The organism is Pseudonocardia adelaidensis (assembly GCF_039543345.1).
In the GTDB taxonomy this organism is placed as follows: Bacteria; Actinomycetota; Actinomycetes; order Mycobacteriales; family Pseudonocardiaceae; genus Pseudonocardia; species Pseudonocardia adelaidensis.
Genome location: NZ_BAABJO010000001.1, coordinates 104,505 through 125,043 on the forward strand (window position 1 = coordinate 104,505; position 20,539 = coordinate 125,043).

21 protein-coding genes are annotated in these 20,539 nt (G+C 72.8%); 8 read left to right on the plus strand and 13 right to left on the minus strand.

Annotated features, from left to right (window positions below; all coding sequences use genetic code 11):
- Positions 1-471: 471 nt before the first annotated feature.
- The 9 genes from ABEA81_RS00515 to ABEA81_RS00555 form a co-directional block, all read right to left on the minus strand.
- On the minus strand, positions 472-1,137 hold the full coding sequence (locus ABEA81_RS00515; RefSeq protein ID WP_345602445.1) for a dihydrofolate reductase family protein: 666 nt from the start codon (positions 1,135-1,137) through the stop codon (positions 472-474).
- Complete coding sequence (locus tag ABEA81_RS00520; protein WP_345602446.1) at positions 1,137-1,673, minus strand: SRPBCC family protein; 537 nt, start codon at positions 1,671-1,673, stop codon at positions 1,137-1,139. Before ABEA81_RS00520 ends, ABEA81_RS00515 begins: the two co-directional genes overlap by 1 nt.
- On the minus strand, positions 1,657-2,019 hold the full coding sequence (locus ABEA81_RS00525) for an ArsR/SmtB family transcription factor (protein WP_345602448.1): 363 nt from the start codon (positions 2,017-2,019) through the stop codon (positions 1,657-1,659). The genes ABEA81_RS00520 and ABEA81_RS00525 overlap by 17 nt, the downstream gene beginning before the upstream one ends.
- A gap of 83 nt (positions 2,020-2,102) precedes the next feature.
- Entirely contained in the window at positions 2,103-2,492 is a 390-nt protein-coding gene (locus ABEA81_RS00530; RefSeq protein WP_345602451.1) for an SgcJ/EcaC family oxidoreductase, read from the minus strand.
- 144 nt (positions 2,493-2,636) lie between these two features.
- The gene (locus tag ABEA81_RS00535) at positions 2,637-3,233 is read right to left on the minus strand and encodes a PadR family transcriptional regulator (RefSeq protein WP_345602452.1); all 597 of its coding nucleotides are present in this window, start codon (positions 3,231-3,233) and stop codon (positions 2,637-2,639) included.
- A gap of 49 nt (positions 3,234-3,282) precedes the next feature.
- Entirely contained in the window at positions 3,283-4,182 is a 900-nt protein-coding gene (locus tag ABEA81_RS00540) for a TIGR03086 family metal-binding protein (protein WP_345602454.1), read from the minus strand.
- Between the two features lie 40 nt (positions 4,183-4,222).
- Positions 4,223-5,212: an ABC transporter substrate-binding protein gene (locus ABEA81_RS00545; RefSeq protein WP_345602456.1), complete on the minus strand. Its 990-nt coding sequence runs from the start codon at positions 5,210-5,212 to the stop codon at positions 4,223-4,225.
- 76 nt (positions 5,213-5,288) lie between these two features.
- Positions 5,289-6,257: an ABC transporter permease gene (locus tag ABEA81_RS00550; protein ID WP_345602768.1), complete on the minus strand. Its 969-nt coding sequence runs from the start codon at positions 6,255-6,257 to the stop codon at positions 5,289-5,291.
- 47 nt (positions 6,258-6,304) lie between these two features.
- A complete protein-coding gene (locus ABEA81_RS00555) occupies positions 6,305-7,087 on the minus strand; it encodes an ATP-binding cassette domain-containing protein (protein ID WP_345602457.1) in 783 nt (260 codons plus the stop codon).
- 279 nt (positions 7,088-7,366) lie between these two features.
- Between ABEA81_RS00555 and ABEA81_RS00560 the strand changes: the two genes are divergently transcribed.
- Entirely contained in the window at positions 7,367-8,527 is a 1,161-nt protein-coding gene (locus ABEA81_RS00560) for a hypothetical protein (RefSeq protein ID WP_345602458.1), read from the plus strand.
- A gap of 97 nt (positions 8,528-8,624) precedes the next feature.
- On the opposite strand, the gene ABEA81_RS00565 is transcribed toward ABEA81_RS00560, so the two are convergent.
- Positions 8,625-9,083: a cupin domain-containing protein gene (locus tag ABEA81_RS00565; protein ID WP_345602459.1), complete on the minus strand. Its 459-nt coding sequence runs from the start codon at positions 9,081-9,083 to the stop codon at positions 8,625-8,627.
- A 92-nt stretch (positions 9,084-9,175) separates the two neighbouring features.
- Between ABEA81_RS00565 and ABEA81_RS00570 the strand changes: the two genes are divergently transcribed.
- Positions 9,176-9,622, plus strand: a complete 447-nt coding sequence (locus ABEA81_RS00570; RefSeq protein ID WP_345602460.1) for a MarR family winged helix-turn-helix transcriptional regulator — start codon at positions 9,176-9,178, stop codon at positions 9,620-9,622.
- A gap of 48 nt (positions 9,623-9,670) precedes the next feature.
- On the opposite strand, the gene ABEA81_RS00575 is transcribed toward ABEA81_RS00570, so the two are convergent.
- Complete coding sequence (locus tag ABEA81_RS00575; protein ID WP_345602461.1) at positions 9,671-10,678, minus strand: TerC family protein; 1,008 nt, start codon at positions 10,676-10,678, stop codon at positions 9,671-9,673.
- 175 nt (positions 10,679-10,853) lie between these two features.
- Here ABEA81_RS00575 and ABEA81_RS00580 point away from each other — a divergent pair, with 175 nt between their 5' ends.
- From ABEA81_RS00580 to ABEA81_RS00600, 5 genes are all read left to right on the plus strand, one after another.
- Complete coding sequence (locus ABEA81_RS00580; protein WP_345602462.1) at positions 10,854-11,132, plus strand: hypothetical protein; 279 nt, start codon at positions 10,854-10,856, stop codon at positions 11,130-11,132.
- Positions 11,122-12,387: a cupin domain-containing protein gene (locus tag ABEA81_RS00585; RefSeq protein ID WP_345602463.1), complete on the plus strand. Its 1,266-nt coding sequence runs from the start codon at positions 11,122-11,124 to the stop codon at positions 12,385-12,387. Before ABEA81_RS00580 ends, ABEA81_RS00585 begins: the two co-directional genes overlap by 11 nt.
- A 7-nt stretch (positions 12,388-12,394) precedes the next feature.
- Positions 12,395-13,360, plus strand: coding sequence for a sucrase ferredoxin (locus ABEA81_RS00590; protein WP_345602464.1), 966 nt, complete (start codon positions 12,395-12,397; stop codon positions 13,358-13,360).
- A gap of 702 nt (positions 13,361-14,062) precedes the next feature.
- Complete coding sequence (locus ABEA81_RS00595; RefSeq protein ID WP_345602465.1) at positions 14,063-15,154, plus strand: ATP-binding protein; 1,092 nt, start codon at positions 14,063-14,065, stop codon at positions 15,152-15,154.
- A gap of 289 nt (positions 15,155-15,443) precedes the next feature.
- Complete coding sequence (locus ABEA81_RS00600) at positions 15,444-15,707, plus strand: hypothetical protein (protein WP_345602466.1); 264 nt, start codon at positions 15,444-15,446, stop codon at positions 15,705-15,707.
- A gap of 53 nt (positions 15,708-15,760) precedes the next feature.
- Here the strand turns inward: ABEA81_RS00600 and ABEA81_RS00605 are convergent, their stop codons facing one another.
- Complete coding sequence (locus ABEA81_RS00605; protein ID WP_345602467.1) at positions 15,761-15,967, minus strand: hypothetical protein; 207 nt, start codon at positions 15,965-15,967, stop codon at positions 15,761-15,763.
- Positions 15,968-16,545: 578 nt separating this feature from the next.
- Between ABEA81_RS00605 and ABEA81_RS00610 the strand changes: the two genes are divergently transcribed.
- Complete coding sequence (locus ABEA81_RS00610) at positions 16,546-19,167, plus strand: LuxR C-terminal-related transcriptional regulator (RefSeq protein ID WP_345602469.1); 2,622 nt, start codon at positions 16,546-16,548, stop codon at positions 19,165-19,167.
- Positions 19,168-19,179: 12 nt separating this feature from the next.
- On the opposite strand, the gene ABEA81_RS00615 is transcribed toward ABEA81_RS00610, so the two are convergent.
- A complete protein-coding gene (locus tag ABEA81_RS00615; protein ID WP_345602470.1) occupies positions 19,180-20,508 on the minus strand; it encodes a DUF2252 domain-containing protein in 1,329 nt (442 codons plus the stop codon).
- Between the last annotated feature and the right edge of the window lie 31 nt (positions 20,509-20,539).

The following is a 20,539-nucleotide window of genomic DNA, read 5'->3' on the forward strand; positions in this document are numbered from 1 at the left end:
GGCGAGGCATGATCGCGGAAAGCGCGAACCATCCTCGCCCGTTCGTATTTTCTGGGGGTGCAACCCCCAGACCCCGCCCGGCGAGGCTCCGCCCCCCGAGACCCCCCGCCTCACACCTCCAGGCCCCCCACCCCAAAGGCCTCACCACCTCACGCCACCCGGCTCACCATGACCGCCCACGAGGCCCGTGGCCCGGACAGTGATCAGCCCGCGGGCGAGTATGTGGACGCCAGATCGCGATTTCGCCGATCGAGCGCGCTGCTGCCCGGCCTGCAACCCGGGCTGCTGCCTACGGCTGAACGCCCCGCGGTCCCACCCGCGGCGACCGTGATCGACGAGAGCGGTCACAGAGCTGCACCCGCGCGGCCGGAGAACCGCAAGCGCTGATCAAGCCTGGGCAGCACGCCCCCGATTCGCCCGTACTCGTGCCGCACGATCGATCATGCCGCGGCCCGGCCTCCGGTAGTGCCCCTACCGCTTGCCGACGGTGTAGGTCAGGTGGGTCACCCGGCTCGAGGCGGCGGTGCGGACCTGGTTCAGGGCCAGGCGGTCGGGGTCCACACGGTCGAACAGGCGGATGCCGGTGCCGAACAGCACCGGCGCGAGCGTGACCGAGAACTCGTCGACCAGGCCGGTGTCCAGGTACTCCTGGATCGTCTCGCCGCCGCCGGCGATGCGGACGTCGCGGTCGCCGGCGGCCTCGCAGGCCTGGTCGAGCGCGCTCTCGATGCCGTCGTTGACGAAGTGGAAGGTGGTGCCGCCCGGCCGCTCCCACGGGTCACGCTCCTCGTGGGTCACGACGAAGACCGGGCTGTGGAACGGCGCCGCCTCCGGCCATGCCTGCTCGCCGAGGTCGAACATGCGCTTGCCCATGACGCTCGCGCCGGTGCGCTCGTACGTCGCCCGTGCGATGTCGTTGTCGAGTCCTTCCTCGCCGCCCTCGCCGAGCTCGAGGTTCTCCCGGAACCAGCGCTGCGGGAACAACCACGCCTGCAGTTCCGACCACTTCGACATCCAGCGCCTGACGCCGGGGTCGTCCTGCTTCTCGGGCGAGAAGGCGTCCTCGGCCGGCACGGCCTCGGGTGCCATGAAACCGTCGAGCGACATCGTCACGCTGAAGAACACCTTCCCGGCCATCAGCTCGCCGCTCCCTTCGGGGTGGTCTCGATCCGGCCGGTGTCGTTCCGGCTGAGATCGGCGACGTACGCCGCCAGGTTGCGCAGGGTCTGCTCCCCGCCCTCGACCGCGTGGTACTTCTCCACCGCCTCGTCGCGGAGTTCCTTGGTGGGGAACACCGTGCGCATCACGAGGCGGGTCTCGTCGCCGGCCTGCTCGAAGGCCAGGACCGACTCGAAGGCGTCGGGGTCGTCGCGGGACTCGCCGTGCAGCAGCGCGATCCGCTCCGGCGGGACGATCTCCCGCCAGGTGATCCACTCCTGGTAGTCGGTCCCGTCCGGCCCGTGCATCACGAAGTCCCAGGCCCCGCCGACGCGGAACTCGAAGGACCGCGTGCTGGTGGAGAACCCCTCCGGTCCCCACCACCGCGACAGGTGCCGGACCTGCGTGAACGCTTCGAACACCAGCTCCCGTGGTGCGCTGATGACCCGGGACATCACGATCTCGCGGTCCGCGGTCGCGTGTTCGGGCTCGCCGCCGCTACTGGTCGTCGCCATCCGGTGGTTCCTCCCGCCTCGCCTGTTCCAGGTTCTGCACGTACTCGTCCAGCCGGTCGAAGCTCCCGCTCCAGAACCGCTCGAAGCCGCCCAGCCACTCGTGCACCGGCCGCAGCCCGCGGGCGTCCAGGCCGTACAGCCGCTGCTTGCCCGCCCCGCGGACCCGCACCAGCCGGACCTCCCGGAGCACCCGCAGGTGCTTGGACGCCTGCGGCTGGCTCATCCCCAGATCCCGCGCCAGCTCGGTCACCGGACGCTCGCCGCCCCGCAGCAGGACCAGGATCTCCCGCCGCTGCGGCTCGGCGATCGCGTTGAACGCATCCGAGGTCGTCGCCGCTCGTGCCACGGTCGCCATCATATGCCTATATCGGAATGCGTCAACGCCTCGTGGTCACCGGCCACGGCGCATCGCCACCGGAGGGCCGGAGGTCAGCCCTGCGCCCTCGTGTTCTGGAAGGCGGCGATCTTCCAGTCGTCCCCCTCCCGCACCAGCAGGAAGGAGACGACCGACGCCCGGTCCGGCGTCATCCCCTCCTGCCCCGGGGGGCGGGTGCCTCCGGCGGCGAGCACGTGGGCGACGCCGCCGCCCAGGTACCGGACGGGGACGGTGGCCGTCGGCGGCTCCATCCGGAAGCCGCGCAGCGGGCCGGCGAAGAGCGCGCGGTGCCCCTCCTCGATGGCTGTGCGGCCGCGCACGACCGTGCCGTCGAAGATCACGTAGGTGGCGTCGGGGGTGAACAGGTCTGCGTAGGCGGTGGCGTCGCCGTCGTTCCAGGCGGCGGCGAGGCGGGTCAGGGTGTCCTCGACGGACGTGGGCATGCCGGGTTCCTTCCGGTGAGTGCGGGATGGACGCGACGCGAGGCCGTACGCTCACCGGTGCAGTTCCCGTGGAGCGCGGCTCGGGTCGCCGAAGCGGTGGTCCGGGCGGGGGCGGGGCAACGCCGCCGCCCGGGCCGTTCTCGGCTACGTCACGGGCGGCACCTCCAGCTCCCGGATGTCGGCGGGCCAGTCGAGCCGGCCGCCGTCGAGGTCGGCGACGAGTGCAGCGACCCAGTCGCGTTCGGCCGAGAGGCGGGCGATCTCGAACTCGGCCTCCACGAGCAGCAGGCGCGGGAGCCCCGACACCCCGGCGAGCGCCGCCCGCACGTCGTCGACCCGCCGCTCCAGCTCGGCCCGGCGCACGTCGAGCGCCGCCCGTGCCTGCGACACCTGCAGGCAGCCGAGGAACGACAGCGCGGCGACGAACAGGGTGGAGTCGGGGTCCGGGTGCTCGAGCAGCCGCCGCACCCGCTCCGCCAGCTCGGCCCGGCCGGTGTCGGTGAGGCCGTACACCGTCCGTTCGGGACGTCCCTCCGCCCGATCGGTGCGCACCACCTCGATCAGCTCGGCGCGCAGCAGCCGCTCGACGGCGTGGTACATGCTGCGCGGCAGCCCGGTCACGAAGTCCTTGTGCGTGTCGACCATCAGCCGGTGCATCTCGTACGTGTGCCGCGGCCCCGTCGTGAGCAGGGCGAGCACCGTGAGCGACGGGAGGTCCCGGTCGGCGCGCTGCAAGGACATCCACGCCTCCTAGTGCAGTCTGCAGTATTGCATTCTGCACTAGAGGCTGTCACCCCTTGACGTAGGACAGCTTCTCCGCGACCCGCCCCCCTCGGACGGCGAACAGGTCCACCCCGCGAACGTGCCCGTCGCTCCACTCGTACCGCCACCGCTGCACGACCCGGTCCCCCGCCGCGAACAGCTCCTCGGCGGTGAAGAGGGCGTTCGGTGCTCCGCCGAACAGCGCCTCCCACGCCGCCCGCACCTCGGCGGCCCCGGTGTGACGGCCGCCGTCCGGGGCCGTGGTGTCCTCGAAGACGCAGTCCGGCGTCATCGCCGCCATGATCGCGTCGACGTCCTTCGCGCCGAACGCGGCGTTGAAGCGCTGCACCGCCGCGAGCGCCGGGCTCCGGCCGAACATCGCGAGCAGCTCGTCCTGCGGGCTCGCGGAACCCGGGAGCGCGGCCCGCGGCCCGATGACGCCGGCCTGCCGGTAGAGCGGTTCGACCGGCGCGAACCACTCGCGGACGGTCGCGACCGCGTCCGCGTCGAGCGCGGTGTCGTCGCCGAGCGCCTGCCCCAGGTCCCAGGCGTGCACCAGGTGGTCGGCCGCGAGCTGCATGACGTACTCGCGACCCGGGACGTCGCCGAACGACAGGTGCACGGTCCGGGTCAGGGCGTCGTCGGGCTCGACGGCATCGACCGCACGCGGCACCGCGTCGTCCACGGCCGCGATCGGGTCGGCCCCGAGGAGGTCGCCGGTGAACCGGTCGCCCACCTCGGCGATCGTCGCGCCGCCGAGGAGGGGCGGGGCCCACCGCTCCTCCTCGACGAGGTGCCGGACCAGCATGCGGACGTCCCAGTCCGCGCACGGGGTCGGGGCGGCCCAGCGGTCGCCGACGCGGTGGACGCGCGCGGAGAACTCCGCGGAGGCGCGCCGGTACAGCTCGCGGGCGTCGAGAGTGGCCATGGAGGTGTCTCGGAGCCAGCCTGTGAGACGTTATGGCTGATCAGCAGGCCGTCTTGTAGAAGTACTGCGACTTCGAGTCCATGTCGGCCTGGGTGATCGCGACCAGGTCCGTCTGGATCTCCCGCTCCACCGGCTTTCCCTCGATCGCCGCCACGACCTGATCCACACCCTCGCGTCCGATCGTGGCCGGGTCCTGGGCGATCAGCGCGGCCACCTCACCCGAGCGCATGGCCTCGACCTGGTTCGGGCTCGCATCGAACCCGACGAGGCGCACCTGGTCGGTCTTGCCCGCGTTGCGCAGCCCGGTGGCCGCCCCCTCGCCGGTGTTCAGGTTGGTGGCGAACACGGCGGCGAGATCGGGGTCGCTCGACAGCTTCGCCGACACCTTCTGCGCCGCCACCGAAGGCTGGTTGTCGGTGTACTCCTGGCCCACGTAGGTGATGCCGGGGTGGCCCGCGATCTCCTCCTCGAACCCCTTCGCCCTGGCGTCGGTGGTGGACGTGCCCGCCTTCGTGTTGAGCACCATCACCTTGCCCTTGTCACCGATCAGCTGCGCCACCGTCTGCGCCGCGAGCCGCCCGCCCTGCTCGTTGTTCGACGACACGGTCGAGAGGGCCACCGACTCGTCCTGGAGCCTGGTGTCCACCTCGACGACCTTGATGCCGGCGCCCTTGAGCTGGGTCATCGGGTTGGCGAGCGCGACGTCGTCGGTGGGCGCGATCAGCACACCGGCCGGGCGGGTGGCGAGCACGCCCGTGACGATCGGGGTCTGCAGGGCCGCCTCGAACTGGTCGGGGGCCTGCGTGCTGAGCTGGTACCCCAGCTTGGCGGCCTCCTCCTGGGCGCCGCACTGCATCGAGATGTAGAACGGCTCGGCCTTGACCCCCGGCAGGAGCACCAGGTTCTTGTTGGCGGGGGCCTCGCCGCCCCCGCCCGAGTTCTGACCGATCGTCCCGCTGCTCCCGCAACCGGCCGCGAGCAGCGCAAACGCTGCCGCGACCACCGCAATACCCACCCGCGTGCGCCTCATCGCAGGCCTCGGTGCGCTCGGCCGGCGCTTCGCGCAGGCGCTGTGACACTGGTTCGCTCGCTCACTGCGCTCCTCCTCACCCGCGGTCCCTGGACCGCCGCCGGACCTGGTCGAACCACACGGCGGCCACCAGCACTGCGCTGATCGCCACCGGCTGCCAGAACTGCTGCACCCCGACGATGACGAAGCCCTTCGTCAGCACCGCGGGGATGAACACGCCGATCACCGTGCCGAAGACCGTGCCGACGCCGCCGAACAGGGAAGTGCCGCCCAGCACCACCGCGGCGATCGCGTTGAGGTTGTCCGTCGAGTGCCCGCTGATCGTGGTGGTGCCGAAGTAGGCGAGCGACATGAACCCGGCGAGCCCCGCCAGCAGCCCGACGCCCGTGTAGACGCGCACGAGGTGGCCGCGCACCGGGATCCCGGCCCGCCTGGCCGCCTCGGCGTTCGACCCGACCGCGAACGTCCGGCGGCCGAACCGGGTGGTGTGCAGCAGCCAGGCGCCCGCCAGCGTCACGACGGCGGCGAGCGCCACCATGTGCGGCACCTGCAGGGTCTGCCCGAAGCCCAGCCCGTCGCGCAGCGCCTTCGGCACCGTGCGCACATCTACGCCGTCGGTGATCAGCTGGGCCGCGCCGAGCGCGGCGCCGAAGGACCCGAGCGTGACGATCAGCGGCGGGATCCGCGCCATCGCGACGAGCAGGCCGTTGAGCAGGCCCCACACGCCGCCGCCGACGACCGCGGCGACCAGGCCGGCGAGCACGACCCCCGGGCCGGCGTCGGACGCGTCCCCTCCGCTGAGCGACTCCATCAGGGTGGCCGCGACGACCCCGGCGAACACCAGGACCGACCCGACGGACAGGTCGATGCCGGCCGTGATGATCACGAACGTCATCCCGACGGACAGCACGAGCAGCACCGACGCCTCGATCAGGAGCGTCTGCAGCGTGAAGAGGGTGGGGAACGCGTCCGGGCGCAGCGCGCTGAACAGCACGCACAGCACCACCAGCACCAGCGCGATCCAGAACGTCGACGCGGCGACCATCCGCTGGACCAGCGACCGTTCCGCGGGCTCCCGGACCTCGGTCTCGGTCACCGCTCCTCCTCCTGGGTGAGCGCACCCGTCATGGCACCGACCAACTGCTCGAGCGTGACGTCGGACGCCGTGAACCGGGCGACGCGCGCGCCGAGCCGCAGCACCTCGATCCGGTCGGCCACGGCGAGCACCTCGGGCATGTTGTGGCTGATCAGCACGACCGCGATGCCCGTGTCGCGCACCTTGCGGACGACGTCGAGCACCCGCTCGCGCTGCACGACCCCGAGCGCGGCCGTCGGCTCGTCGAGGAACACCACGCGGCTGGCCCACACGACCGAGCGGGCCACGGCGACGCTCTGGCGCTGGCCACCGGACAGCGACCCGATCGGCACGTCGATGTCCTGCAGGGTGACGCCGAGGCGCGAGAACTGCTCCGCCGCCTCGCGGCGCATCGCCGCCTTGTCGAGCATGCCGAGCGCGCCGAGCAGCCCGGGGCGGCGCAGCTCGCGGCCGAGGAACAGGTTGGCGGCGGGATCGAGGTCGGGGGCGACGGCGAGGTCCTGGTAGGCGGTCTCGATGCCGTGCGCCCGCGCGGCCGTCGGTGAGTTCAGCACGACCGGCGCACCGTCGATGAGGATCTCCCCCGAGTCCGGCTGCTCCACGCCGGACAGGCATTTGACCAGCGTGGACTTGCCCGCCCCGTTGTCGCCGATGAGGGCCACGACCTCACCGGCCGCGAGGTCGAACGACGCCCCGCGCAGCGCCTGCACCGAGCCGTAGCTCTTGCGCAGGTCGCGCGCCTGCAGCAGCGGGGATGCCCCGTTCCCCGATCCGGTCACGCGCGCCCCCTGGTCCTCGATGATCCGGCGCCCTAGCTTGGACCTCCCGAGCCGTTCTGTCGATCATTCGACCGGTTCGACGTATGACGGTGACGTGCCTCCTCCACCGTCAGCGGCCCGGCGAGCACGCGGCGCCGGGGGTCCACGGCTCGCCGTACCCGGCCTCGAACCGCGCATCCGTCGTGGCGTTCTCCTCGTCACACGATCTACGACCTCGCGGACCGGCGGATGCCTGGGTGCAGCGGGTCCGGGAGGATCATGGTGACGAGAGGAGCCGTGATGGCCGCGGCCGATGCCACGCAGAGCACCGGCGCGCCGGCGTGGCCGCGGGTCGCGCACGCGCTGGCGCCGGCCGGGGTCTACCTCGGCATCAGGGCGGTGGGCGTCGCCGTGCTCGCCCTCATGGCCGGTGGGTCGCGGCTGGTGCCGGAGCTCACCAGCTGGGACGCGGCGTGGCTGCTCGCGATCGCCGAGCACGGCTACGGCGGTGTCCCCTCCGACATGCTCGACGCGTTCGGCAACCACGCGCCGGACACCCCGCTCGGCTTCTTCCCGGGGTACCCCGCGCTCGTCGCCGCCGTGGGCGTCCTGGCCGGCGGCAACCTCGCCGCCGCAGGCCTGCTCGTCGCCGCGGTGGCCGGCGTGGCCGCCGCGTACGGGACGACCCGGATCGGGGAGCTGGTGCCCGGCGGGTCCCGCCGCACCGGGCTGCTGCTCACGGCGCTGTTCGCGGCCACGCCGATGAGCGTCGTGCTGTCGATGGCCTACACCGAGGCCCTCTTCTGCGCAGTGGTGGCGTGGGCGCTGGTCGGCGTGCTGCGCGAGCAGTGGCTGCTCGCCGGGCTCTGCGCGGCCGCCGCCGGGCTGGTGCGGCCCACCGCGTCCGCCGTCGTGGCCGCGGTCGGGCTGGCCGCGCTCGCGGCCGTGCTCGCCCGGCGCGGCGGGTGGCGTCCCTGGGCGGGCGGCCTGCTCGCGGGCAGCGGCGTCCTCGGCTACCTCGGTTGGGTCGCCGCCCGGACGGGCGCGCTCGACGGCTGGTTCCGCATCCAGCGTGGCGGCTGGGGCTGGTACCTCGACGGCGGCGCCGCCACCGCCCGCTACCTCGGCGGCGTGCTCGCCGGGGGCGAGCGCGTGTTCGACGCCGTCACGGCGGTGGCACTCGTCGGCAGCCTCGTCCTGCTCGGCCTCATGGTGACGCAGCGGACGCCGTGGCCGCTGGTCGGGTACGCCGCGTTCGCGCTGCTGCCGGTGTGGGGCACCCACGGGCTGATGAACGCCAAGCTGCGGCTGCTCGTCCCGGCGTTCGTCCTGCTGCTCCCGGTGGCGTCCGGCCTGGCCCGGCGCCGGCCGGGCACCGCCGTAGCGGTGGTGGTGGCCGCGACGCTGGCATCGGCCTGGTTCGGCGGCTACGCCCTGACGATCTGGCGGTACGGCATCTGAATCCGGGGTCGGACGAGGGCCCCGGCGCTCGGACTGCGGGCACGCCGGCTGAGCTCGACCGGCCATCTCGCGCCGCCGGGCCCGTCGCACCCTCCGGTCACGGCGTCGCGCCGGCCGCGTCCCATTCCGGGCTCTCGACGAAGTGGACGTCGTACTGTTCATGGACCCGGGCGACCTCGCCGTCCGGCAGGTTCCCGCGCAGGATCTCCGGCAGTAGTCGGAAGTAGCCGAACCGCTCGACGCCGGGCACCAGCGTGATGAACAGGTCCGCGAACGTGTCCGGGCTCGCGGCGAACGCATGCCGTACCCGGGCCGGGATCACCACGTAACCGCCCCGGTCCACGGTGACCAGCTCGGTCCCGACCAGCATCCGCAACGCCCCGTCCAACACGTAGAAGGCCTCCGCGGATCGCTCGTGGTAGTGCGGCTTGGTGCCGGGTGCCCCGGCCTGGAGGTAGAGCCGGTTCGCGCCGAGCAGCCCTCCGGTGTGGCTGCCGTCCGCCAAGAGCCACAGCGTGGGGCTCTCGACGGTCTCCGCGTCCCTCGCCTGAATCACCCATGCGTCGTTCGACACCGCGACCCCCTTGGTTGAAGCCTTCAACTACCTTACGAGATTTAGTTGAAGATCTCAACTGTTACGCTCTCCGGGTGACCGAGTGGCTGGACGCGGAGCAGCAACGCGACTGGCGAGCGTTCATCGAAGGATCGATCCGGTTCATCGACCTGCTCGACCGGACCCTGCGGGAACAACACGGGCTGACCTTGGCGGACTACGAGATCCTGGTGCGGCTCTCGGAGGCGGAGGGGCAGTCGATGCGGATGGCCGAACTCGCGGCGCTGGCGTACTACTCCCGCAGCAGGCTCTCCCACTGCATCGGCGGCCTGGAGGCACGCGGACTCGTCAGACGGGAGCGGAGCGCCGAGGACAAGCGCGGCGTGCTCGCCCGGATCACCGAGACCGGGTGCGCGACGCTGCAGCGCGCCGCGCCGGACAACCTGCGCACGGTGCGGGAGCACTTCGTCGATGTGATCGAACCGGAGGACCTGCGGGCCGTCGGCCGCGCGCTGCGCGCGGTCACCGACCGGCTGCGGTGACGCCGCGTTGCGGCGGCTACGGCCGAGACCCGCAGAACGCGGCCGTCATCACTCGCGCCCCTCGACCCGGGTGGGCTTGCGCGCCCGGAGCGAGCCCGCGTGCGCGGTGATCGTGGGGTCCTTCCGGGTCTTGATCAGGCTCGCCACCGTGACGATCACCAGCACGCCGATGATGACGCCGAGGCTGACCGGCGTGGTGATCTCGGGGACGGCGGTGGAGATGTCCTCGTGGGCCCAGTGCAGGATCAGCTTGATCCCGATGAAGCCGAGGATGATCGCGAGCCCGGTGGACAGGTAGACGAGCCGGTCGAGCAGGCCCTTCACCAGGAAGTACAGGGCACGCAGGCCGAGCAGGGCGAACGCGTTGGCCACGAACACGATGTAGGCCTCGGAGGTGACGCCGAAGACCGCGGGGATCGAGTCGAGCGCGAACAGCAGGTCGATGCTGCCGATGGCGACCAGCACGATGAACAGCGGCGTGGCCATCCGGCGCCCGTCGACGCGCGTGACGAGCCTGCCCCCGACGTACTCGTCGGTGATCGGGAGCACCCGGCGGGCCGTGCGGACGACCGCGTTGTCCTCGACGTCCGGGTCCTCGTCGCGGTGCCGGAACAGCTGCACCGCCGTGTAGATCAGCAGGACCCCGAACACGAGGAACATGAACGAGAACAGCGACAGCAGGGTGGCGCCGAGCGCGATGAAGATCCCGCGCATGATCAGCGCCAGGATGATGCCGAAGGTCAGCGCCTTGTGCTGGTGCTCCTCGGGCACCGCGAACGTCGTCATGATGATCACGAAGACGAACAGGTTGTCGACCGAGAGGCTCTTCTCGACGATGTAGCCGGCGAAGTACTGGGTGCCGAAGTCGGCGCCGTGGGCCATCGCGAACCAGACCCCGAACGCCACCGCCACCAGGACGTAGAAGACCGACCACGCGGTGGCCTCCCGGAAGCCGACGCGGTGCGGCCGCGCGGCGGCCAGCACCAGGTCGAGCGCGAGGAGCAGCACGACCACCCCGATCGTCCCCGCCCAGGTGAGCCCGCTGATCTCGAGCACGCGTTCCTCCGCCTCGTCCCATTACCCGCCCTTTACCGAACGAGCGTAGCGGCGCTCCGGTTCCGCATCGGCGGACGCTACCGGGGGAGGCTCGCCCCGACCGTGTTAGTCGCCCCTCCGGGTGGGTAGGCCCGGAGCGCCGCCGTCCGGTGGCGCACCCACTCGAGGAGGAACCATGGCTCTCGACGACGACGACATGACCACCACCGGTGGCGGTGGGACCGAGGGTCCGGCGGACGCCGGTGCGAGCGGCGGCACGCCAGGTGTCCACGACGGCGCCGCCGACGGCGGCGCGGAGGGACCGGCCGACGCAGGCGCGGGTGGCACCCCGGGTGTCGAGGACGGGGGCGCCGACGGCGGCGCGGAAGGGCCCGCCGACGCGGGTGCCGGCGGCGGTACGCCGGGCGTCTCCGACGGAGGCGCGGACGGAGGCGCCGACAGCGGTGCCCGCTGAGCGGACCGCACATCCGGCCGGGCGCGCCGACGAGGTGCGCCCGGCCACCCCGCTCAGCCGCGTCACCGGCCTCGCCGCGGCCGAGTTCGCCGAGCGGCACTGGGGACGCACGCCGCTGCTGGCCAGGGGCCGCGACCGCGACGGGTTCCGCGACCTGCTCGACCTCGACGGCGTCGACGAGCTGCTGTCCCGCCGCGGGCTGCGGACGCCGTTCGTGCGGCTGGCCCGCGACGGCGCGGTGGTCGACTCCCGCTCGTTCACCGGCCCCGGCGGTGTGGGCGCGGAGATCGCCGACCAGGTCCGCGACGACGCAGTGGCGGCGCTCTTCGCTGACGGCACCACGATCGTGCTGCAGGCGCTGCACCGCACGTGGCCCGCCGTCGGCGAGTTCTCCACCCGGCTCGGCGCAGAGCTCGGGCACCCGGTGCAGGCCAACGCCTACGTCACCCCGCAGCAGTCGCGCGGGTTCTCCGCCCACTACGACGTGCACGACGTGTTCGTGCTGCAGCTCGCAGGCAGCAAGCACTGGACGGTGCACGCGCCCGTGCACCCCCACCCGCTGCGCGACCAGCCGTGGAACGACCACGCGGACGCGGTCGCAGCCCGCGCCCGCGACGACGCTCCGGCCCTCGACGCGGTCCTCGAGCCCGGAGACGCGCTCTACCTCCCTCGCGGCTGGCTGCACGCGGCCACCGCGCTCGGCGGCGTCTCGGCGCACCTGACCCTCGGCGTACACGTCGTCACGCGGTTCGCGCTGGTCGAGGCGCTGATGGCCGTCGTGGCGAAGGACCCGCGGCTGCGGGCGTCGCTGCCGCTCGGGATCGACGTGGCCGACCCGGCCGCGCTCGCGCCGCACCTCGAGGCCGTGCGCGCCGCGCTCGCCGGCGCGCTGGCGGGCGTCGACGCCGATGAGGTGGTCCGGCACGCCCGGCGCCGGGTGTGGCAGGGCGGGCGGCCGGAGCCGGTGGGCCCGGTCGCGGCGGCCGCGTTCGCGGCGGGCCTCGCCGTGGGCGACGTGGTCCGGCTGCGGACGGGCCTGCGCCACCGCCTCGTCCCGTGCGGGGAGCGGGTGCTGCTGGAGCTGCCCGACCGGCGGGTCGACCTGCCGGCCGCGTGCGCGGAACCGCTGCGCGCGCTGCTCTCGGCAGAGGCGTGTCTCGTGGGTAACCTCCCCGGGATGGACGAAGCCGACCAGCTGGTGCTGGTGCGCCGCCTCCTCCGGGAGGGCGTGCTGGTGCCGGCGTCGCGGGCGTGACGACGCCGTGACGGGCCCCTGGCCGCGTTGCTCGTTCGCCGCCCAGGCGGCGGGCGACCCGCTGGAGGGCACAGCACCGCCCGGCGACCGGTGGCTGCTCGTCGAGCACCCGGGACCGTGGCCCGCGCAGGCGCTGGCCGCGCTGCCGGTCGCGGTGGCGGCCGAGCTGGCCGACTGGGCGGCGCGGGCACGGGCCAGGGTGGTGCTGGTGCGCCGGCCCGGACGGGCGCGTACCGGCGGGCCCCGTCGCTGGTTCCGGGTCGACGCCCGGCCGGGCCGGGAGGCGGTGCTGACGGGCACCTACGCCACCGAGTCGCGGCTGCCGGCCGTCGTCGACGCGCCCGGCGAGCCGTACGACGGGCCGCTGGTTCTCGTCTGCACCCACGGCCGGCACGACACCTGCTGCGCCGTCCGCGGCCGCCCGGTGGCCGCCGCGCTCGCCGCCGAGGACCCCGAGGCCGTCTGGGAGACCACCCACGTGGGCGGGTGCCGCTTCGCGCCCGCCGTGGTGCTCCTCCCCCACGGCTACGTGCTGGCGGGCCTCGACCCGGCCGACGCCCCCGCGGTGGTCGAGGGCTACCGCCGCGGCCGCCTCGAGCCGCGCGTCGTGCGCGGACGGTCGGCGCTGCCGCCCGCGGTCCAGGCCGCGCAGCACCACGCCCGCATGGCCACCGGCGCCTTCGGCGTGGACGACCTGCGTCTCGTGCACGTCACCCGCGACCGGGGCCCGGACGGCGGCACGGACTGGCACGTCGAGCTCGCCGACCCGGACTGCTCCGTGCTGCTGCGGGAGCGGTTCGTCGACACCGGGCGCCCGCTCACCTGCGCGGCTGCCCACTCCGGCCGGATGCGGGTCTTCGACGCCCGCAAGATCGGCCACGAGGAGCAGGAGCGGGCGGGCGCCGAGGCGGACGCGGGCGCGATCGCCGTCCAGGGCAACGCGTCGAACCGCGCGGACCCCGACCGGCCGTGATCCACGACCGGCTGAGACCCACGTCCTACCGGCGATCCCGGCGCTGGTGCGGGGACCACGCGGCGGCACGTGCAGCGGAGCCTCATCACCTCGTGCGGGTGATGCGCGCGGTCACGACGAGCCCGAAGACCGGGCCGCCGATGTCGAGCCGGACCAACACACGGACGAGCGCACGGAGGTCGCCGAGTGCAGATCCGAGAGTTGGAGCAGGCAGCCGCTGACTTCGAACGCACCTGCCGGCCGACTCTTCCGAACACGGGAAGCGCAGGGCGATCTCCATCCCTCACGGGGCGCCGGTGGATGGCACCCGGCGATCCCCTCGCAGCGACGGCCCACGCCCTGAGGAGCGCCGACTGCGGACTGCTCGTCGAACTGGTGCATCCGGTACGCGGCGGTGCTCCTGGTGACCGGCAGGCATTCCGAGCTCCGCCGGGCGCTCGTCAGGCTGGGTGAGCGAGTCGTCGAGAGCGATCCCTGGCTCACCCCCTGCTCCGCGTTGATCCGCATCGAGGACGGGGACACGACCGGATCCTGGCCCGAGGCCGACATCCGGCGCGCTGGTGAGCTGTTCCCCGCTGAACCCGATCCGCGGCTCGCCGTTCTCCGCTCCGTCGCCGAACTGTTCGCCGCGGCATCCGCCGCCGACCTCGCTGGCGATCTCCACTCGCTCGACGACGGGCCGGGACGGTTCGACGCCCCGGGGTGGAGCGCTCTGGCCCTCGTGAGCATCGGTGGCGGGCCCTTCTCGCCGACGCCGCCCCGGAGGCGGCGTCGACGGTACTGGAAGCTGCGCTCGACCTCTCGCGTCGGCACGGCTTCCGCTACCTCGAGATGGAGTGCTCGGCGCTGCTCGCGGGCGCGGCCGGCGTCGCCGGGGACCACCGGACGATGACGGCAGCGGCGACCGGGACCGTCGCATCAGGGACCACCCACGGATGGGATCGATCGCCCTGGTCGGCCTCCGCGCGATGGATGCTCGCCTACTCCGCGCTGATGCGGGCCGAGCCGGTCGAGGCGCGCCGCTACGCGATCGAAGGGCAGCGCCGGGGCGCGACCGCGCTCCGGCCACGGCTCGTGTTCGCGCTGCGGGCCGTGCAGGGCGCCGCGCTGTTCGACGCGGGTCGGCAGCGCGAGGGGCTGCAGCGGATGCAGCAGGCGAGGGCCGACCTCGGGGCCCTCCCGTTGAGCGCCGGACAGGCAGCCTCGCTGGCAGCGCTGGAGCACCACGCGGCGGTGGTGCTCGGCCGGTCGGCCGAAGCCCGCGCCGTCGTCGACTGGCTCTCCGACCGCGCCGACGTGCCGGGGGAAGTACTGCTCATGCGAGCGTGGGCCGAGCTCTCGGCGGGGCGGGGTCAGGCTGCGCGCGCGGACGTCGAGCCCATCCTGGCCGGCACCGTCGCATCGGTCCTGCCGCACACCCTCGTCGAAGCGCAACTGGTGGAGGCAAGTGCCCACCTCGCCGGCGGCGAGGCGCAGGCCCGGATGCGGATGATCTACCGCAAGCTCGGGGTGCGCAGCAGGGCGGAATGCCGTGACCACGGCATTCGAGCGCGGGCTGCTGCGCTGAGCGATCGTGCTCAGTCCGAGTACCACACCTCGGCGAGGTCGACGGCGGCCAGACGCTGGTCGGCGGCGATCCGCTCGAGCGCCGACGCGAGCCTCAGCGACAGATCGACGACGACCTCGGCCAGGCCGTCGATCTCGGCCTCGGCGAGAACGGCAACGGCCACGTTCCGCGCCGCGGACTCGCCTCGCCCCCGGTCGTCGGCCAGCACTGCTCGTACCATGTCGTAAGCTCGCCTTCGGGCGTAGAGATCGATGGACTCGCCCCTACCCGTCCTGTCCTCGCTCACGCGCTGCTCCTCCGGCGCCGGCCGGATATAGCTCGATCGTGTGCCTGCAGCCCCCGAGGCTCCAGGCATCGTAACTCAGCGTACCCACAAAGCAACCGGAGGGCCACGGATTGCGATTCACCATCCGTCGGGTCGGGTGAAGAACAGCTCGGCCGCGCAGACTACAGTCTGCCCGGCCACCCGGTCGAAGACGGTAACGCCCCCCTGCCGTCGGCTTGAGGAGCACGAGCGTGGATCATCCGCCCCCAGAGGCACATTCCCAGCGGAACCTCCTCGATGCCATGCGCGCCGTGCTGTCCGATGACCACAGCTACGAGCGCGGACTGACCGTCCTGCGGGATCTCGTGGACCAGATAGCGGGGAACGAGGGCGCAGCCGGACTCTGCGACTTCGCCGTGGCGCTGTCGCTCGGCCTGGCGGAGGCGCTCGAGCGGATCGCCCAGGATCAGGAGCTCGCCGCAGCGGACCTCGCAGAGATCTGGTTCACGGACTGACGACGGACCGTCACCTCGAGCAGGCACATCCGTCGATCCCCGGGAGCGGAACGTCAGTCCGGCAACCGCTGCAGGGAGACCACTTCCAGCCCCATGGCGCTGCAGAGCGCGAGCAGATCACACAGCTCGGACTGCTCGGCCACCTCGCCGAACACGATCGTCTGTGGAGGGACGAGGCGGACGTCCATCCTGCAGAACGCGCCTCGAGCACGCTCGGAGAGACGGCCGTTCACCCGGACTTCGTACCGCGCATGCACCATCGACCTCGCCTCCTTCTTGCCCGCGCCGGGCGCTGGGGGCCAGCTTCGTCCGGCAGATCCCACCCCGCATCGCCCCGCCCGGATGAACGGAATGCGAACGGCGGCGCGGCGGAGCTCGACCGGCAACACCGTTGGGGCAGGAGTTCTGGCCGACGGGTCCCGAGCCCTCGATCCACCGCAATTGGATCGATATTTCGCGCCACGGGTCCTGCGGAGTCGACATTTTCGTCCGCCGGATCTCAATTCCCGTGGGCGCCGCGAGCCACTTGTCCCGGAATCTCAGGGCGAACGGCCCTACCGACGCGCCCGCCGCATCCGCCACCTGCAGGAAGCCCGGCGAGCCCCACACCCCACGATCTCACTTTGAGACGGATCTACCAGGTCACTCCCCTGGACACCGACAATCGATGGTCCTATCGTGAGTCTCTTCGACCCGGGGCCCTGCACCTGGACCTGGACCCTGCCCGCTTGCTGGCGGACCCGAAAGAAGATCAAAAGTCCTGACCCACCGCTGCAGATATAACTAATCGCTGCACGGGGTGAGCGGTGGGGGGACTGACATTTGGGGGTTGATGGCGGTGCCACCCGTTCCACACGCCAAGATCACGGTGCCGGCGCTCCCCCCGGAGTTCGTGGTGCGGGCCGCTCTCCGGGGGGAGCTCGACGGGGGTGCCACCGCTGACGTGGCGCTGGTGTGCGCCCCCGCCGGCTACGGCAAGACGCTGCTGCTGGCGGACTGGGCACGTTCGAGCACGGCAGCGGATACCGCATGGGTGAGCCTCGATCGCGACGACAACGACCCGGAGAGGTTGTGGGCCTCGATCGTCGCTGCGCTCGCGGCCTGCCCGTCGGTCCCCGGTACCAGCCGCCTCCACGGCCGGTGGGTCTGGCGGGCCGGCGCGCAGCCGGAGTTCCTCGACGAGCTCGTCGACGCCATCAGGACTCTGCCCCGCCCGATCCGCTTGATCCTCGACGACCTGCACGAGCTGGTCGACCAGGAGGTCCTGCACGGCATCCAGATCCTCACCCGGAACCGCCCCGCGGGAATGCAGCTCGTCCTCTCCAGCCGGCTCGATCCCCCGCTGTCCCTCCCCCGACTGCGCATGGCGGGCCGGCTCTGGGAGCTGCGCGCCGCGCAGCTGCGCTTCTCGTTGCCCGACACAGCAGCCCTGCTCGAGAAGTCGGGGCTGCGAATCACGCCCACGCAGGTCGACCTCCTGCACCGGCGCACCGGCGGGTGGGCGGCCGGCCTGCGCCTGGCCGCGGTCGGCATGGCCGAGTCCGCGGACCGCGACGGGTTCCTGTCCCAGTTCACCGGCGACGAGCGCTCGGTCGCCGACTACCTCGTCGGGGAGGTCCTCTGCGGGCTGCCCGAGGACGTGCAGGAGTTCCTGCGCGTGATCAGCATCAGCGAACCCGTCCCGACCGGGCTCGCGGCCGAGCTGTCGGGCCGGGAGGACGCCGGCAGCGTGCTCGACGGGCTCGAGAACCAGACCTCCCTGCTGTCGCCCACCGGCCAGCGGCGCGACGCCTACATCGTCCAGGAGCTCCTGCGGACGCACCTGCTCGCCGATCTCCGGAGACAGGGGCTGAAGCGGGCGGCCGAGCTGCACGGCGTCGCCGCCCGCTGGTGGGCAGGGCGGCCCGAGCCGGTCCATGCCCTCGACCACGCGGCGCAGAGCCTCGACTCCGCCCTGTTGGCGGACCTGCTGCACCGGTTCGCCGTTCCGCTGATCGTGGCCGGGGACCACGAGCCGCTGCGGCGTGCCCTCGCCAGCGCCGGCGCGCACACCGTCGCGGCGGATCCCTGGCTGGCGCTCAGCTCGGCATTGGCTCACCTCGAGGCCGGGGAGTTCCCGGCAGCTCGCGCCGATCTCGGCCGCGCACGGCAGTCCTGGCCGGCCCACAGCCCTGGGAACCTGACCGTGCTGCGCACCGTCGCCGAGCAGCTCAGCGCCGGTGTGGTCGAATCGACCGCGGCCACGCCCCCGCCCGCCCCCAGGATCATCGACGAGCTGCCGGCCGAACCGGAGCTGGAGGCGCTCGCCCGGCTGAGCCGGGGCGCGGCTCGCCTCGAGCGGAACGACCGGGCCGGGGCACGCGCGGAGTTCGAAGCCGCGCTGTTCCTGAGCCACAGCCACGGCTTCGGCTACCTGGCGATGCAGTGCCTCGCCCTCCTGGGCGTCATCGCGGGCGCCACCGGCGATGTGCAGACGATGCGGGCGGTGAGCGTCGAGGCCGTTGCCCTCGCAACCGAGCACGGCTGGGAGCGCTCGGCGTGGTCCTGCGCTGCCACCGCGATGCTGGCCTGGGGCGCCCTCCTGCGAACGGAGACCGCCGAGGCCGAGCGCCTCGCGGCCGAGGGCCTGGCGGTGGGTGCGGCGACATCGAGCCCTCACCTGCGGTTCGCCCTGCAGGACGTCCATGGCGCTGCCGCATTCGATGGCGGGGACCGGGCGGGTGGTCTTGCCGAGCTGCAGCAGGCGCGCTCGGATCTGGGCAACCTCCCGGCGGGCGCCCAGCAGGTTGCCTCGCACGCGATGCTGGAGTTCGGCGCAGCGCTGCAGCTCGGGCACTCCACGGCGGCGCGGACCGTACTCGGGTGGCTGGCCAACCGCACCGGCGACAACGCCGAGCACGTGGTGATGCGGGCCTTGGCCGATGCGGCGGGAGGCCGCCACGAGCACGCGCGTTCGCTGCTCCGGCCGGTGCTGGAGGGAGCGGTGACCGCCCTGCTCCCCCAGACCATGGTCGACGCGTGGTTGCTGGAGACGACGCTCGCCCTCGCCGGCGGCGAACGTCCTGCGGCCCGCCGGGCCCTGCAGACCGCGCTGGGCCTCGCCGAGCCGCTCGACGCACTCCGGCCGTTCACGCACGCCGGGCCCGGCATCCGCGAGCTGCTCGTGCACCAGCACGGCAGCTTCGGAGCGTCGGACGCGTTCGCCGTGCGTGCGCTCGCCGCGGGCGCACGCAGTGGGAGCCGGCAGGCGCTGCTGAGCGAGCGGGAGCTCACGGTGCTCGGGCTGCTCCCGTCGCTGCTGTCGCTGGACGAGATCGCCGATGACCTGACCGTCTCGGTGAACACCGTGAAGAGCCACGTGAGATCGATCTACACGAAGCTCGGGGTGAGCAGCAGGCGGCTGGCCGTGCTCGCCGCCCATGAGCACGGCCTGCTCGCGAGCAGCGTGCGCCAAGGGTGATGCTGGAGGCGGTCACAGGCCGGGTTCGGCGCTGATCCGCCCCGCCGCGATCGCGGCCAGGAGCGACTGGTGGTCACGCTCGTTCTGGTCGGCGTAGCTCGCGGCGAAATCGCCGATGGCCTCGTCGAACGCCTGACCGGAGCCGAGGTAGGCAGCGATCGCAATACGATCTCCGGTGCGGGCGTGCGCACGGGCGAGGGTCCATCCGCACAGCTCTCCGTAGGCACGCATGCCCTTCGGAACCATCACGCCGATCTCGGCGGATCCCTTCCAGTCCCGCAGCTGGCGCAGGTAGAAGTCGCGGGTCTGCCCGTCGAACCCCTGCACACGGACCCAACCGAGGAAGATGTCGCTGACCGTCTGCATGAGCCGCTGCCCGACGACGACCCGCTGGCCCGCGTTGTCGTACTCGCTGCGTCCGGCGAAGTCCTCCAGCACCGACGGGCCTGCTTCCTTGGCCTGCAGGAACAGCGGGTCACGCTCGTCGTCGCCGACCAGGAACGCCATGTAGGAGCGCGTGCCCACGCTGCCGACGCCGACGACCTTCCGAGCGAAGTCCACCAGCCGGTACTGGTCCAGCAGCGCCCGCCGCTCCGGTTCCAGCGTGGCCCGATAGGAGTCGAGGACACCGCGCAGCTGTCGCTCGGCGTCGCCCGGGTCGATCCCGTCGAGCTCGCGCAGCGGCACGATCAGCGGCGGGTCACCTATAATCCGCGGTCGCCTGCCGTCGACTCCGACGAAGCGGCCGAGCGCCCCCAGGTTGTCCTTCGTCTTCGCTTTGGCGAGTGTGCGGGAGAGCGTGCGGCGCCGAGCGGCGCCGAGATTCCGGGCGAACCTCTCGATGACGGACGTATCGGCATGGGCGTACCAGACCTCCAATGCGGTGCCGTCGGCGAACTCCCGCATCGCGCGGCGGTAGGCCGACACGGCGGCCAGGACGGTCGCCCGGCGCTCCTTCGCGGAGAAGTGGTTGTCCCGCCCGGCGACCTCCAAGCTGGTTGCGAGGCGCTTGACGTCCCACTCCCACGGCCCCGGCATGGTCTCGTCGAAGTCGTTGATGTCGAAGACGAGGTTGCGCTCCGGCGAGGCGAACAGGCCGAAGTTGGCCAAGTGGGCGTCGGCGCAGGCCTGGACGGTGAACCCGGTCCGAGGGGTGCCCGCGAGGTCGCTCGCCATGGGCAGCGCCGCGCCCCGGAAGTACGTGAACGCGGAGACCGCCATCCGCCCGTACCGGATGGGGAGGAGCTCGGGCACCCGTGCCGCGGCCTGGCTCTCCAGCGCGCTCACCGGGTCAGGCCGCAGGGCGCCGGGCGTGAACTCGGCGTGACTCGACCGGGGCACCTCAGCACGGACCGCCCTCCCCCGCGCCGCC

Bases quoted from the DNA above. Each gene is read 5' to 3' on its own strand.
- ABEA81_RS00530 (WP_345602451.1), bottom strand. From the start codon at position 2,492: ATGCCCACGTCCGTCGAGGACACCCTGACCCGCCTCGCCGCCGCCTGG.
- ABEA81_RS00580 (WP_345602462.1), top strand. From the start codon at position 10,854: ATGGCTCTCGACGACGACGACATGACCACCACCGGTGGCGGTGGGACC.
- ABEA81_RS00550 (WP_345602768.1), bottom strand. From the start codon at position 6,257: ATGGTCGCCGCGTCGACGTTCTGGATCGCGCTGGTGCTGGTGGTGCTG.
- ABEA81_RS00515 (WP_345602445.1), bottom strand. From the start codon at position 1,137: ATGGCCGGGAAGGTGTTCTTCAGCGTGACGATGTCGCTCGACGGTTTC.
- ABEA81_RS00545 (WP_345602456.1), bottom strand. From the start codon at position 5,212: ATGAGGCGCACGCGGGTGGGTATTGCGGTGGTCGCGGCAGCGTTTGCG.
- ABEA81_RS00560 (WP_345602458.1), top strand. From the start codon at position 7,367: ATGGCCGCGGCCGATGCCACGCAGAGCACCGGCGCGCCGGCGTGGCCG.
- ABEA81_RS00540 (WP_345602454.1), bottom strand. From the start codon at position 4,182: ATGGCCACTCTCGACGCCCGCGAGCTGTACCGGCGCGCCTCCGCGGAG.
- ABEA81_RS00605 (WP_345602467.1), bottom strand. From the start codon at position 15,967: ATGGTGCATGCGCGGTACGAAGTCCGGGTGAACGGCCGTCTCTCCGAG.
- ABEA81_RS00535 (WP_345602452.1), bottom strand. From the start codon at position 3,233: ATGTCCTTGCAGCGCGCCGACCGGGACCTCCCGTCGCTCACGGTGCTC.
- ABEA81_RS00520 (WP_345602446.1), bottom strand. From the start codon at position 1,673: ATGGCGACGACCAGTAGCGGCGGCGAGCCCGAACACGCGACCGCGGAC.